This is a genomic window from Pyrococcus horikoshii OT3, assembly GCF_000011105.1.
Lineage (GTDB): Archaea > Methanobacteriota_B > Thermococci > Thermococcales > Thermococcaceae > Pyrococcus > Pyrococcus horikoshii.
In genome coordinates, this window is sequence record NC_000961.1 from 1,199,720 (window position 1) to 1,212,804 (window position 13,085).

General features: G+C 40.3%; 12 protein-coding genes and 1 other RNA gene. 11 read left to right on the plus strand and 2 right to left on the minus strand.

What is annotated here, in order from left to right:
• Positions 1–48 precede the first annotated feature (48 nt).
• The 10 genes from PH_RS06325 to PH_RS06370 are packed head-to-tail and all read left to right on the plus strand — an operon-like array spanning position 49 to position 12,006.
• The gene (locus tag PH_RS06325) at positions 49–2,124 is read left to right on the plus strand and encodes a prenyltransferase/squalene oxidase repeat-containing protein (protein ID WP_010885423.1); all 2,076 of its coding nucleotides are present in this window, start codon (positions 49–51) and stop codon (positions 2,122–2,124) included.
• Between the two features lie 12 nt (positions 2,125–2,136).
• Entirely contained in the window at positions 2,137–3,234 is a 1,098-nt protein-coding gene (locus PH_RS06330) for a tubulin/FtsZ family protein (RefSeq protein ID WP_010885424.1), read from the plus strand.
• Entirely contained in the window at positions 3,224–3,817 is a 594-nt protein-coding gene (locus PH_RS06335) for a hypothetical protein (RefSeq protein WP_010885425.1), read from the plus strand. The genes PH_RS06330 and PH_RS06335 overlap by 11 nt, the downstream gene beginning before the upstream one ends.
• A 35-nt stretch (positions 3,818–3,852) precedes the next feature.
• On the plus strand, positions 3,853–4,452 hold the full coding sequence (locus PH_RS06340; protein WP_048053370.1) for a class III signal peptide-containing protein: 600 nt from the start codon (positions 3,853–3,855) through the stop codon (positions 4,450–4,452).
• 1 nt (position 4,453) lies between these two features.
• On the plus strand, positions 4,454–4,867 hold the full coding sequence (locus tag PH_RS06345) for a hypothetical protein (RefSeq protein WP_048053371.1): 414 nt from the start codon (positions 4,454–4,456) through the stop codon (positions 4,865–4,867).
• Entirely contained in the window at positions 4,860–5,288 is a 429-nt protein-coding gene (locus tag PH_RS06350; protein ID WP_010885428.1) for a hypothetical protein, read from the plus strand. Before PH_RS06345 ends, PH_RS06350 begins: the two co-directional genes overlap by 8 nt.
• Entirely contained in the window at positions 5,285–6,715 is a 1,431-nt protein-coding gene (locus tag PH_RS06355; RefSeq protein WP_010885429.1) for a hypothetical protein, read from the plus strand. Before PH_RS06350 ends, PH_RS06355 begins: the two co-directional genes overlap by 4 nt.
• A complete protein-coding gene (locus tag PH_RS06360; RefSeq protein ID WP_010885430.1) occupies positions 6,712–8,811 on the plus strand; it encodes a hypothetical protein in 2,100 nt (699 codons plus the stop codon). The genes PH_RS06355 and PH_RS06360 overlap by 4 nt, the downstream gene beginning before the upstream one ends.
• Entirely contained in the window at positions 8,796–11,261 is a 2,466-nt protein-coding gene (locus tag PH_RS06365; protein WP_231833696.1) for a DUF2341 domain-containing protein, read from the plus strand. The genes PH_RS06360 and PH_RS06365 overlap by 16 nt, the downstream gene beginning before the upstream one ends.
• A 7-nt stretch (positions 11,262–11,268) precedes the next feature.
• Entirely contained in the window at positions 11,269–12,006 is a 738-nt protein-coding gene (locus tag PH_RS06370; RefSeq protein ID WP_010885432.1) for a DUF2101 family protein, read from the plus strand.
• Here PH_RS06370 and PH_RS06375 read toward each other — a convergent pair.
• A complete protein-coding gene (locus tag PH_RS06375; RefSeq protein ID WP_048053372.1) occupies positions 11,961–12,236 on the minus strand; it encodes a hypothetical protein in 276 nt (91 codons plus the stop codon). The genes PH_RS06370 and PH_RS06375 overlap by 46 nt on opposite strands.
• A 69-nt stretch (positions 12,237–12,305) precedes the next feature.
• On the opposite strand from PH_RS06375, the gene PH_RS09595 reads away from it, so the two are divergent.
• An RNA gene (locus tag PH_RS09595) (C/D box small nucleolar RNA) lies at positions 12,306–12,362 on the plus strand.
• On the opposite strand, the gene PH_RS06380 is transcribed toward PH_RS09595, so the two are convergent.
• Positions 12,352–13,080 carry a sulfite exporter TauE/SafE family protein gene (locus tag PH_RS06380; protein WP_010885434.1) on the minus strand — a complete coding sequence of 243 codons (729 nt, stop codon included), beginning with the start codon at positions 13,078–13,080 and terminating at the stop codon, positions 12,352–12,354. The two genes, PH_RS09595 and PH_RS06380, sit on opposite strands and share 11 nt — an antisense overlap.
• Positions 13,081–13,085 lie beyond the last annotated feature (5 nt).

Below are 13,085 nucleotides of genomic sequence, written 5' to 3' on the forward strand. Positions count from 1 at the left end.
AAAGTTTTATCTACTAAGCCTTCTGATTTTCTTAAAGGAGGGGAAGTTATGAGGGGATCGATTGCCATCATTATCACTATAGCCCTTATCACGGCCCCCGTCTCTGCTGTAAGCATGTTAGATTACTCGACAAACATCGTCAAGAGCTTCAGGGATATTTCAAAAACTGAGGACTTAAGCTTAATAGTTATGGCACTTTCCCTGGCCCTTAATAGAACCGAGAATCTAAATGAAGATGATGTCTGGAAGTTCACTAATGAACTTATAAACTGGCAGAATGAAGATGGAGGATGGGGATACTTTTTTGGAAGTATCAGCTCAGTTCCGGATACCAGTTTTGCCCTAATTGCATTAAGTAAGGCGAGAGGAGTTATAGGGGGAAACGCCAGTAGAAGGGTGAAGATAGAGAACTCTATAGTAAAGGGTGTAATTTACCTCGAGAGGACATTCAATGGAAATGGATGGGGGTACTTAAAGGGAATGCCAACTGATTATAGGAGCACATTACTCGCTTCTGCTGCGCTTGTGATGCTTGGAAAGGATAGGGACTATGTTAGGGATGCATATAGGACTATAAAATCTAAGCTCCCCAATGATCCCTTCTCACTTTACTTGTGGGCGATAGTCACGAAGAACATCACGGGAGAGGTACCAAGTTCTGTAATAGAAAAGCTCAAGGAATTCCATAGAGATGAGGGAGAGCTTGCCGCAGCGACGTATTCATTGCTTGAACTTGAGGGGCTAACATTCGAAACAGCCTTGATGCTTTCGGAACTTGAAGATTATAGGAGTGAATGGACAAATATGTACTATCCAATATACTCCACAATGGCCTTTTCAATAGTCTCGGAGAAGATAATAAAAGCAGGCGAGGATAAACTACTTAAGCTATGCTCCATTCTTCCCGAGCTACAGAATGAGGACGGGGGTTGGGGCCTTTATAAGGATTCTTATTCTGATGTTATAGTTACCTATCACGTACTAAACTCCCTCAGAATTTGTAATCCGAGAAGCGATGCTGCGAGAAAAGGGCTGAATTTTATGAGGAATAAAATGAAGGAAGCAGAGAGGGAAATTAGAAGTGACAAATATCTAAGAAAGGAATATCTTTACGCGCTTTTATCCCTAATAGAATATAACAACCTCTCGAAGGAGGAGAGGGAAAATGCGATATCCTTAATAATGTCCTCGAAGTGGGAGAACAGCATAGGGAAGCAACCAAACATAGTTGCCTTAGCGATAAGAGCACTAATAGGCTTAGGAGTTCCTCAAAGTAACGAAAGGATCAGGGAAGGGCTTGAATGGGTGATGGAAAAAGAGGTAGACGGTGGATGGGGGTTCATATTTAAAACTCCACTCGTTGAGTGGTACTTTGCCCCTACCTATTTGCACACCTTCGAGGTTTTTAATGCACTGCTACCGATCTTAGGGAAAGAGAAGCTAAAAGATACAATAGAATTTTTGAAGAAGAATGAGCCCGATATTGAATGGCAAAAGTTATACGTTTACGTAACCCTCATGAAACTGGGAGAAAAACCTGAGTGGAGTATTTCAATACCGAATGATTATTACAGCAGTCCAATCGTAGATGCCATGCTGATTGAATATTACGCCATATCTCCCGAGGTTCCCAAAGTGAATATCTACACTATCCTCTCAGAGTTCAAGAATGGTAAAGTAGAGATCAGATCAGATAACGCCAAGCTTGCGATTATAGTTTCTAAGAACTTAGAGGCAACATTAAATTCAACGACAAAGATAAGGATAACCGAGCTATTAAGCATTCCAGATACGGGGAACTACGTAATAATAGGCCCTGTGGGAAGAATAGACGTCTCAAAGTACAATGGAGACGTTGGAATTAGCCTCAAGTTAGGAAAGTTTACGGTATGTGGAGTCCCATTGACAGGAGATGGAAACTTAGTCATAATTCCTGGAAGGAACAGGAAAGGGGCCCTGCTACTTATTCTCTATCGTGGAAGGAACACGGATAAGATAGCAGAGTTAATTTTACAGCCAAAACTCCTAAAATACTTCCATGGAAAAGCCGTAATTGCTGAATGGAAGGATAGAAATAGGAATGGAAGGGTGGAGAGCGATGAGCTAATGGTTAAGTTCCTATGAGGTGATTCAAAGGTGCGGGCGATAATAATAGGGATAGGTCAGTGTGGGACGAAGATAGCCGATATATTTTCCCTGGTTGACTTTGAAGCCTTAGCTATAAACACTTCAAAAAGCGATCTCGAGTACCTAAAGCACATACCACCGGAGAGGAGAATTCTAGTAGGGGAGAGCATTGTCGGTGGAAAGGGAGTAAATGCAAATCCTCTCCTGGGAAGGGAAGCTATGAAAAGGGACCTTCCGATGGTCATGAAGAAAATATCTTCGCTCGTGGGATACGAAGATGTAGATATATTCTTCTTAACTTTCGGCTTTGGAGGGGGAACGGGAGCCGGAGGAACCCCAGTTCTTGCAGAGGCATTAAAGGAGGAATACCCTGACTCCCTAGTCGTTGCCATAGGAGCTTTACCATTAAAAGAGGAAGGGATAAGGCCCACGATCAACGCTGCGATAACCATAGATAAGCTGTCTAGAATAGTTGACTCGATAATAGCAATAGACAACAACAAGCTAAAGGAGAGCGATGAGGATATAAGCCAAGCCTATGAAAAGATAAATTATGCAATAGTCGAAAGAATAGCATCGCTTTTAGCCTTAATAGACGTTCCCGGGGAGCAGACCTTGGATGCGAGCGATTTGAAATTTGTACTAAGGGCCATGGGAAGCTTTGCAACGGTTGGCTATGCGAAAGCGGATGCCACAAAAATCAAGAGCCTTTCGAGGTTAATCATAAGATCCTTTGAAAACGAAGGACTTTACCTTGACGTTAACCTAGAATCTGCCCTCTATGGTCTAGTTGCAATTCACGGGCCTCCCGAGGTTTTAAAGGCTAAGGAGATATTCGATGCACTAAGTGAGCTATCCCAAAGGATTAGGGGAAAGCAGATATTCAGGGGATTCTACCCCGATCCCAGGGAAAGGGAAGTCGAAGTTGTCACGTTGCTTAGCGGAATTTACGAGAGTAAAAGCATAGAGAATATCGTGATAACTGCAAAGAGATATGCGAGAGAATTTATGAAAGCAAAGGAAGAGGGAGAAATGAAAAAGAGAGAATTACTTAAAGGTTTACCAGATTTTGAGGATATATATCCCGGTGAGGTAGATGAAGGTTAAAGATTCAGTAGAGGTTGCATTGGAGTTAAACGAGAAGGATTTGTACTCGCACATAGCTCATGAGAGTGCTGAGGATATGATAAGGATAATCTCATCGATGGATGCCGAGAGGGCCAAGCTAAGGGGAGAAGTAGTTTACCATCAGGATGATTGGGATCTTTTAATAAGGGAAAGGATAAGGAAGGGGAAGAGGCACACTGCATTCGACTTCTACAACCCAATTTTACTGGATATTTGGGAGGAAAAAGTGAAGGAGGCTAAGAAGTCCTTGAGATTGCTGAAATACTTCATAGCAGGAATCGTTGGGATTCTTGCGGTAACAGCCTTACTAATGGTTTATACTGGATATCCCATTATAATTCTTGGACTAGGATTGCTCCCGTTAGCACTTTTTGCTTATGACTACTTTCACGCGAAAGCCGATCTAGCTTATTATGAGCTCGTCCAATTCTTCATATACGAATTGAAAGAGATAATTAAGAAATTCGAGTTGGACAAGAGCAAGTATCCAATTAAAATTTACAGCAGAGACTACAACGGAGTAGAATTTAAAAAGGGTGGAAAAGCCCTCATAAAAGCTTAAATATATTCATACCCAAGATTCCCCTAGTGGAAAAGATGAGGAAGGGTCAGATATCGATAGAGTTCCTCTTCCTAATCACGGTACTCATGATAATGTTAATCTATTCTCTAAATAACGTAACGTTCACTCGGGGTCCTTCCGTTGACCTTTTAGCAACGCAGATTAATATCGAAGAGAAATCCCTTGCTAATGCGATCTCCAATACGATTAGCCAAGTCTATTCCCAAGGCCCAGGGGGAAAGGCCACAACCTACATAACCCTGACCTACTTAAGAAACGAGGGGAATATAGAGAAAGCCTTCAAGATTTCAAATCCTGTAATTTTAGTATTCTACTCTAATGGGACGTACGTTGCGATAGTTGATGAGAATAACGCTAGCATTTATACCTATGGCCCCAACAAGAATGCGTTCTGGAGCTATTCACTATACGCAAGGGATCTTTTAGCTAACTACACGGTCTTCGGAAATAAGCTTCTCGTCAACTTTGATGGAAATAAAAGGGAAATTGCCTGCCTAATTATAAAGCCCTCGGAAATACCTAAGAAGCTAAAGATAGTTGTTGAGTGGAATCCAGACTTAAGTACATCCTGGAGCTATAACTCCGGAGAGCTTAAGATAGTAATAGGTGAGTAACATGAGGAGTCAAGTATCCATAGACTTCCTCATAGCCCTAACGCTTGTAACCATAACAGCGTTAAACCTAATTAGCCTGGGCTTAACCCAAATGGAGGAGGCTAAATCCTTTGACCTGTCTAGCAAAGTGAAGGTGTTTGCCATAGATGTTAGGGATACCGTGACGAAAGTTTACAGTTGTGGGGAAGGGTTTGCGGTTAAAAAAACTTGGCCCTTCGAGCTGAATCCCGGGGATGAAATCATAGTTTCCCTCGAAACCTCAGGAATTGTGAACGTGACGCTTATAACGGGGGGAAAGAGGTATACGGTAATAGAGAGGCTACAGGTTCCGATAGCCGAGAATAGTAGTGTGATCCTAACAACAGAAAAGAGAAACTTCTGGATAAAGTTTGAAGGAGGAGTAAAGGTTGAGTAAAAGGGGACAGACATCCATAGAAGAGCTATTCATTCTGATAATCATATTAGCTGGGGCCATGGTGGTGATTCCAGGATATCTAGACAACGATGCTAAGGCCAGTGTCGTGGTTCACGTTAAGGATGTTACCCGGGAGGGATGCGACTACTTGAACTTAGGAGTTATCATAAATGAATCTAAGTATGCTCCCCTTAACGGGATCATTAATAGTTCTGTAAGGTGCTTCTTGAAGAGAATATCGTTTGAGGAGAATAAGAGCGAGATAAACGTGACGATTTATGTAGAATCAAATGCCAACGTTAGTGAGGCCCTCAAGGAGTTCATCATAAACTCGCTTAGGGAGAGAGAGGGCTTCTCGTACTCTAATGGTGTATTATCATACAGGGGAATCAAGGTGAAGGTGGAGGTACTTGAATCATGAGGAGAGGACAATTACTATCTATAGATGCGTTGCTTTCACTCGTTGTCATGGCCTTCCTTCTAGCCTCACTAATCAACGTTTCATCTAACCTAAGGGGAGAGGTAGTTTCCGCAGTAAACTGGTTTAGTAGAAGCAATATAGCCGAGAACATGGCCGATGTACTTTTAGAATCTCCCGGAGAGCCTGAAAATTGGAATGAAAATGTTAACTCAACAAATGTAGTTGGGCTTGTTAGCTCCCCTGGAATCGTTGATTATGAAAAGTTGAAAACCCTTGTTAAAAATATAAACAACCCTAGAATTTTAAGTTCACTGTACAACCTAAGCCTTAAGAAGGACTTTCTAATTGAGTTCTACCTTTCACTGGTTAACGTTAGTGTTTATGGTCAGTTTCCGAAGGTTTACATAGATAATATGACTTTTTCAAACCCAAGTGGAAAACCTCCAGGTGTAGAGTTCACAATCTCAAGCAAGGGAAACAGGGCATTTGAAGTTACATACTTAGAGCTAGTAAGAGAGGGAGTGAAATACATCAACGAGGAAGTTTTAGATTTAACAACTGGAGCAAATCTTAATCTAGAAGATGGAGATAGACTAAAGTTTATTCTAGCAGAAGACGTAACTTTAACCGTTAAGAGAGCTAGCGGTGGGGGAACGGTATTTCAAAAACAGATTCCAGCAGGAGCTGTCGTTGAGATCTTGGTTACAGGTCCCGAGGTTAGTAATTTTAAGCTAACGTTTCAGGGAAGCTGGAACGTGTTTAAATTCACGGGACAGGGAAATGTCGTAGTCACGGTATCATCTTATTCAAATACAACCCCTGAAATTGTGGCAAATAAAACGTTCTATACAACTCTTTTAACCCTGGGAACGCCAACTTATTGGTTTGCTGTAATAAATGGAAGCCTAGTTACTGATAAGGACACAATACTAAGTTCAATGAACAGATCAGAATGGATAGAACCAATTTATAGGATAGTAACGGTGGAGAGATTTGAGTACAACTTATCCAAGGGGCCCTCAGGTGAAGATCCACTAATTTATGGAGTTCTCTCCCAACCTTTACCTTCGGAAGCGTTCTTAATGGTTTCAGCTCCCAACACCCCAGGGAACGTTACATTCGTCACGGTTTCTGGTCCAAAGGTTAGGGGAGTTCTAGTCTATAGGGAGGAAAGCAACGATATACTTAGGGCTATTATAATTGAGGATAACAAAACTATCCTATACAGGGGAAACACATCTTCGATCTCGATACCACTTGATAAGATATTTGACAGCTATGAGAACGGTATAATAGGGATGTGGCTTTATTCTACCACATGGAACAGGCAAAATGTAAATATTACCATAATACCATCTATAAAATGGGTAATAAAACCAATGAAAGATCTAGCGTTGGTGAAGTTAGTGGTGTGGGATGATTCATGAGAAGGGGATTCATATTTACCTTGGACGCTTTACTATCATTAATATTAGTTGTAACGGTACTAGCGTCAGTTGTTAGTATAGAAAATAGAGTATCCCAGGTTTATTTAACGTCAATGAGATCGCAGTCTAGGGATATAGCCAAAGAAATGCTAATGGTATTAAGAACCGTTCCTTTAAACGAAATAGTTCCTCCCGAGAAAATAGAGGAGTGGGAAGATAACGGGATCCTGGACAGTGATTTAGTTGACCCGAGCATGAGCCCATTAGATATAGTGGCCACCTACTGGGCGACCCAGAATATATATCCTGAAAAAAACCTGCGGCACAAAGCTGAAATTATCCTGGGGTACATCTTAAACGAAACCCTTCCAGGATACTACTACGAGCTCATGATAAATAATTATACGAGCCCGTACCTAAGGAAGGTTGGGGCTAATTATTCTAAAGCCCTGGAAGTTTCACCAGCAACCCTAGTCATGAGCGGCTACGCTTATAACCAGACGCCTAGGGGGTATATGGCAAGAGCTTATCTCACAAGGGTAACTACTATAAGAAAGGAGTTATATGGATGGATGAGAGTTTTAGCTGGCGGGTATTCTTATTATAACAACTTAAACAAGCTAACGATAATTAGAAAAATATATCTACCTATAGACGCCAGAATAATGGAAGCTGATGGAAAATTTGTAACAAGACAGGGCGAATACTTGGAGCTATATATTAATGACGTTAGGGTTGGCGGGGATTATGGTCAAATAAATATAGACGACTTAACTCCATATCTAAAACCTGGGGAGAATATAATAAAGTTAATATTCTCATCTTTTAGCTCACTTTTTAGAAGCCCACAAGACGAGATAGGATCAGCAAGTGGAACTACAATGTACGTTAAATACAAAACTCAAAGCTCAGAAGTAGAGGATCCAGGGATAGTAAAAATCTACAATGTTACCTCCAAAGAAACAGGGATAATGTATCTCCTGGAACTCTTTGTTCCAGGGAACATAACATCAATTTACATGAAATTTAAAGTTGATGGAGTCAGCTACGTTACCCTATACTATGGATTTGGAGGAAATCTTACTTTATTGCTGACTAAAACTCCACAGAACGGTATCGTGGAATTTACGGATGATGAGATTAGAGATGCAGTAAATATGAAGATATGTGGGGGAAGAGATTGTTATGATGAATTTAAAGAAAACCTCAGCAAGATGGTCTTCGACTTTGTTCTCGGCTTCGATGCATATTATGACCCTGAGAGGGGAGAATGGAGATATGAGGGAAGAGATACACCCAATACAGGAACTAGAGTAATTTACGGATATCCCGATTCTGAAGTTGTCATAAAGTACAAGCCAAGGATACTAATAACTAGGTATAGTATTCCCATTTCAATGTATTTCCCATATGGAGATAAGAGAGTAAGTTATCCAAGTAATGGGGAGTTTGGGAATACCGGACTTAGAGTTGAATATCAATTACCTTCAATCGCGGATCCATGGTATGCGGATTTCTGGGTTGGATACACATTTGTTGATTACACAACCATTCAAAATCTCTATGAAAATGGAAAATTATTCTATTCTGGACCTTTGGGTAGATATGCAATAAGGGTTGCCTACACAAGGATTTATCCTTGGATGATGGTTCCCGGTCAGACAAATGTATTCGAAATTAAAATGACCAATGGTAGTTCATACGTAAGAGATGGAGAAACTAGGGGAGTAATTAAATACTTTATTCAGGCCTATGCTGGATATGGGAACATATTTCCAAAGTTCATTAGAACCGGATGTAAGGGATATAACATAACTTATTATTGGATAGGGGATTCAAATCAACATTACGTGCTTGCCGGAGAAGAGCCTTATTGTAATCTAACAGCTGACGATCTGCTTGTGGGAAGAAATATTTATGCTGTTGATGATGCAATAGTGAGGTTATTTAACAATCTCGGAGGAAATGGAACTAAGGATAGTCCGCTATTTGTGGAACTACCATCAAATGTCATGATCGACTTTGCATCAATGGGAAACATTCCAGGATTGTTCACGCCAATTAGGATTACCCTAAGGGTTTGGAGGGAGAAATAATGAGGAGAGGTTTTATTCTTAATTCGGCAGTGTTAGTTCTCCTAATCCCCCTCCTTCTATTAGTTGCAACTTATGAAGATGTTTCTTCTTTCATCGTTAAGAGCCAAAGTGAGAGATTTCAATTAGGTAGAACTCATGATCTTGTAACTTTCTTAGATTTAGAGTTCCAAAGAGCCCTTGAAATATCTGGGAAGAGGGCGGTAGTGACGATAGTTGATTATGTCTCCTTGACTGGTAACTTCATAAACCCTAATTACATGGTGAATAACACCATAGCCGATCTAGTAAGAACAGGTTCATCCCCCTCAATATCTGGATATGATCCAACCAGGATAATGCAGGGTCAAACCCTAAGAAACTGGCTATCCAATATAAGTTCCCTGCTCATTGATCAGGGGTTCATCCTTTACCCAGACGACCAAACAATTTTAAAGAGCATTAAATTAAAAGTAGCTCCCTTGGACGCGTTTAGAATTATTATAAAGGGGTTTATTCCGAACATAACGATAAGAGATAAAAGCGGAAGAATTGTATACTCAGGTCCTATACCCTCAAATGGAAAGTACGCTTATTCAGTAGTTAGCATAGTAGACATGGAAGATCCATTCCACTCTGCGATGACTGGAGGTAGATACCACCGCTCAATCAGGGTATGCAAACATTCGATTCCAGAATTTGGGCAAAGGCCTATTATATTGGCCAATGGAAGCGGGGAGAGCAACAAACCAGTCCTTTTAGGAAGATATGGAGAAACTTTGCTCTATAATTCCACGCATATTTATGACGATGAGGGGAATTATATAACTAACTTGACTATAAATGGAGTCAATGTTTCAACATCAGAGGTAATCAAAAATATTGGGGATATGGGAGTTATTGTGTTCTCAAATATCTCAGGGCAAAGCTATGGATGGTGTTCGAGCTTAGGATACCGGGTTAATATAACGGTGACAAATAATCTGGGAGAGGATCTAACGGATTATCAGATCCCACTCTTAATATCAGTTGCAAAACTTCCATCTGATGTTGTTAATGCAATTTTTGAGAATACAAATTCAACTAACTATTCAGATATATTTAAGAATGGAGCAAGTATAGAAATTTACGATTCTTCATGCAATAAGATTCCATTCTGGATAGAATATTGGGACCCTGTAAACAAGAAAGCTCTTATCTGGATCAGAGACTCAATCGGAGCTGGGCAGTCAAAGACATACTCATTGTACTTTGGAGAAGGAAATCCAACAAAAGGAAATGGGGACCAGGTCTTTTTATTCTTTGATGATTTCGAAGATGGCACGTGGGATGACAAGTGGTATGTCGTGGAAGAGACACCATCAATTATTAACGGAGAGCTTTACATCCCAGGGGGAAATGAAACACTTGCAATAAGAACTAAGAGCTTCATAAACTATAATGGAGGATTTGCAGTAAGATTCAGAATGAAAGGCAAAATGAATGCAGATTTCGATGCAGGTATTGGAGTTGAAGATGTAACTGGTTTGATTTTGCTATTTACTGACGATTATTACCCAGGGCAAGGTCTAGCTATTTGGTGGGCTGTTTCGGTTAGAAACTATTATTTATGGCTTCTTCAGAATTTTTATGATTATGGAAGAGAAGATATCACAACTTATCATACTTATGAAGCTATTATAATTCCAGCCGGGATATTTCGGAGTGAAGTAACTTTTAAAGATTTAATGGATGCCTCAGGAAATTTAATTACTGGGAGAGATAATACCAATAATTATCTGATCTTCTTCTTCCCTCCAAGGTATCTCTATTTAGTCATTGATAGTGGAAGTAAAGTCAGAGGAGCATACTTTGATTACGTCTTCATCCGCAAGTATCCGGAAGCTAATGGAGATCTACTTGATGATTCAATGGGATTTAGTGGAATAGCCCTAAATGCAGGGGATGTAGAGGAAAAACCGTTTATTCCAACAAAGAAGTCCCCAGGAGCAGCATACGATATACAGCCACTTATAGATTGTCTCCTAGACCAGAGGTACTTTGCGATAAAAGATGGATGGTCATTCTTCGAGAGACTTGAAGGAAGTAACAAAAATCACCTAGTTTATGAGAGGATGGCAAATGAAACTCAAGATGAATTGGGGATCTCATATAACGGTAAACACTTCCCAATAGGCCTAGTGAGCTTTATGATACCATATGAAATATATGATAGGAAATTAGCAACCCTAATGATCGAGATCGGGAAAAATCCAAATGAGGAGAGAGTATCGAGTGCTGATTACTACTTCCTAACCTATTATTTTGGAGGTGGAAATAAGGTTGAGGGTTATAGGGTTTGGGGAATCTCATATGGAGTAACATCTGAAGGAGATCTCTCTAACATTCCTTTCTTCCTCGATCCTCAGACCGCCAAAGAGATCCTAGGAACCCAGGGAACTTGTGATTTATTAGTTGGTTATAACTGCAGGTGATGGTCAAATGAGCCTAGAAAACCTACTATACTCAATAGGTTTAGCTATGGAAAAGGTTTTCATCAAGATTAAAGAGTTTTTATTACCAAAACCCACAGAAAATCCTGAATCCTTTAGATTCCTAAGAAAATTAGTGAAAAGAAACATCACATATCATGAGCTCGTAAGTTTGCGACTCCAGCTTATATTCATAATTTACCTTATCTCTTTACTTCTGATAACGATGTTATTAAAAGATCCTTTAACGCTACTTCTAACTTTTGTCATAGAGTTCTTGTACATTAGGTACACGATCATCAGAAATTGGAACCTAATTATAGGGCCGAGAGCATACAGGTTTTTCTACTATGGAATTTCAACGATAACATTTGTAGCCTTTCTGGGTTATGTGCTCATTAGAAAAGTGGCAACAGAACTAATATATTACCTAACCTATATATCTTCAATTTTTGTGATAGTTGTTGTATTTAGATATTACTTCAAGCATAAGTTCGGTAGAGACTACACATACGGGATCATTGAAGAGGTGAAAGAGGACTTAGTTAGAGTTTTCGTTCACGATGATATAGCAGCTAACGTTAAGCCCGGCTATTACTGGGTTCCAAAGGTTAGCGAAGCTAAAGAAGGGGACATAGTAAAGCTACTCGTTGAGAATAGAACGTTTAGGAGCTCCATCCCAGTTAGGATCCTTGAGGTGTCTCAGTCCTCCCAAACTTCTACGGAACCAAAGGAGGAGAGCGAATAAAGGATTAATAGGTATATCGTTGTTATCGGCTCGATGCCAAAGGTTTTGACGCTTCCATATCCCTTCTTTGGAATTATTAAGCTCTCAATGTTCCCAAGCTCAGGATCTATTATTACCCTATCGTGAGAAACTATGAGTTCAAATCCTAACCCGTCGCATATTCTATTAATTAAGGTTATCATCTTCTTCCAGTTGGATATTTCAATTTTATAATATATGGAGTATCCCAAAGTACCACCAACATTAGTTATGCAGATTGGTTTAAAAGCTTTATTATAGGAACCAAAAATTAGAGATGAAGAGATGATGAGTAAACCCGTTGCTGAGCGGTGATGAGAGGATCGACTAGCTGAACAACATCTTAACAACCATTAAGTACAGGATCATCCCTATAGCTTTTTTAACTTGCTCAGAGCTCATCTTAAAGTGCATCAAATGGGTTCCAATCCATCCTCCAGCAAGGGCCGAAATCGAGACCCAAGCTAGCAACCTTAGATCCAAAGTCCCCATTCCCCAATACGTAAGGAAGCCACTGAGAGATGAGAAGAATACTACTAAAGCTGTTGTAGCAGCGACCTTCTTGGGCTCGTAGCCAAGCATTATTAGGGCCGGGCTTATTATCCCTCCTCCCCCTACGCCGAGGAGCCCTCCCAAGAAGCCAGCTATTCCTCCAATTACCGAGCCTTCCACTAAATGATTACCATTTTCCGCCCTCTTCCTGGGCTTAAAGAATAGTAACATAGTTCCAGAATACACTAAGAATGCCATGAAAATTAGAAAGATGTACCTCCTAGGTATAAACTTTCCAGTATAAGCTCCAAGAGGAGCTACCATGGTTGCTACAAGAAGTATTGGGAGGCCCAACTTGAGCTCAAGCTTTCCGTGCTTTAAGTTCTTCACCGTAGCGGAAAGCATTGAAAGCGTATTTATAAATAATCCCGTTGGCTTTGCTGTCATTAACGGTACTCCAAGCCAAGCCATAACAGGAACTATAGCTATGGCACTTCCCACTCCTCCAATTGAAAAAATAACGCTTAATATAAAAGATATTAGAGCCAGCTCTACATAGTTCATTTAAC

Excerpts from the sequence above, each read along its gene's own strand:
- PH_RS06325 (WP_010885423.1), top strand. The coding sequence starts at position 49 with ATGAGGGGATCGATTGCCATCATTATCACTATAGCCCTTATCACGGCC.
- PH_RS06335 (WP_010885425.1), top strand. The coding sequence starts at position 3,224 with ATGAAGGTTAAAGATTCAGTAGAGGTTGCATTGGAGTTAAACGAGAAG.
- PH_RS06340 (WP_048053370.1), top strand. The coding sequence starts at position 3,853 with ATGAGGAAGGGTCAGATATCGATAGAGTTCCTCTTCCTAATCACGGTA.
- PH_RS06345 (WP_048053371.1), top strand. The coding sequence starts at position 4,454 with ATGAGGAGTCAAGTATCCATAGACTTCCTCATAGCCCTAACGCTTGTA.
- PH_RS06355 (WP_010885429.1), top strand. The coding sequence starts at position 5,285 with ATGAGGAGAGGACAATTACTATCTATAGATGCGTTGCTTTCACTCGTT.
- PH_RS06360 (WP_010885430.1), top strand. The coding sequence starts at position 6,712 with ATGAGAAGGGGATTCATATTTACCTTGGACGCTTTACTATCATTAATA.
- PH_RS06370 (WP_010885432.1), top strand. The coding sequence starts at position 11,269 with ATGAGCCTAGAAAACCTACTATACTCAATAGGTTTAGCTATGGAAAAG.
- PH_RS06380 (WP_010885434.1), bottom strand. The coding sequence starts at position 13,080 with ATGAACTATGTAGAGCTGGCTCTAATATCTTTTATATTAAGCGTTATT.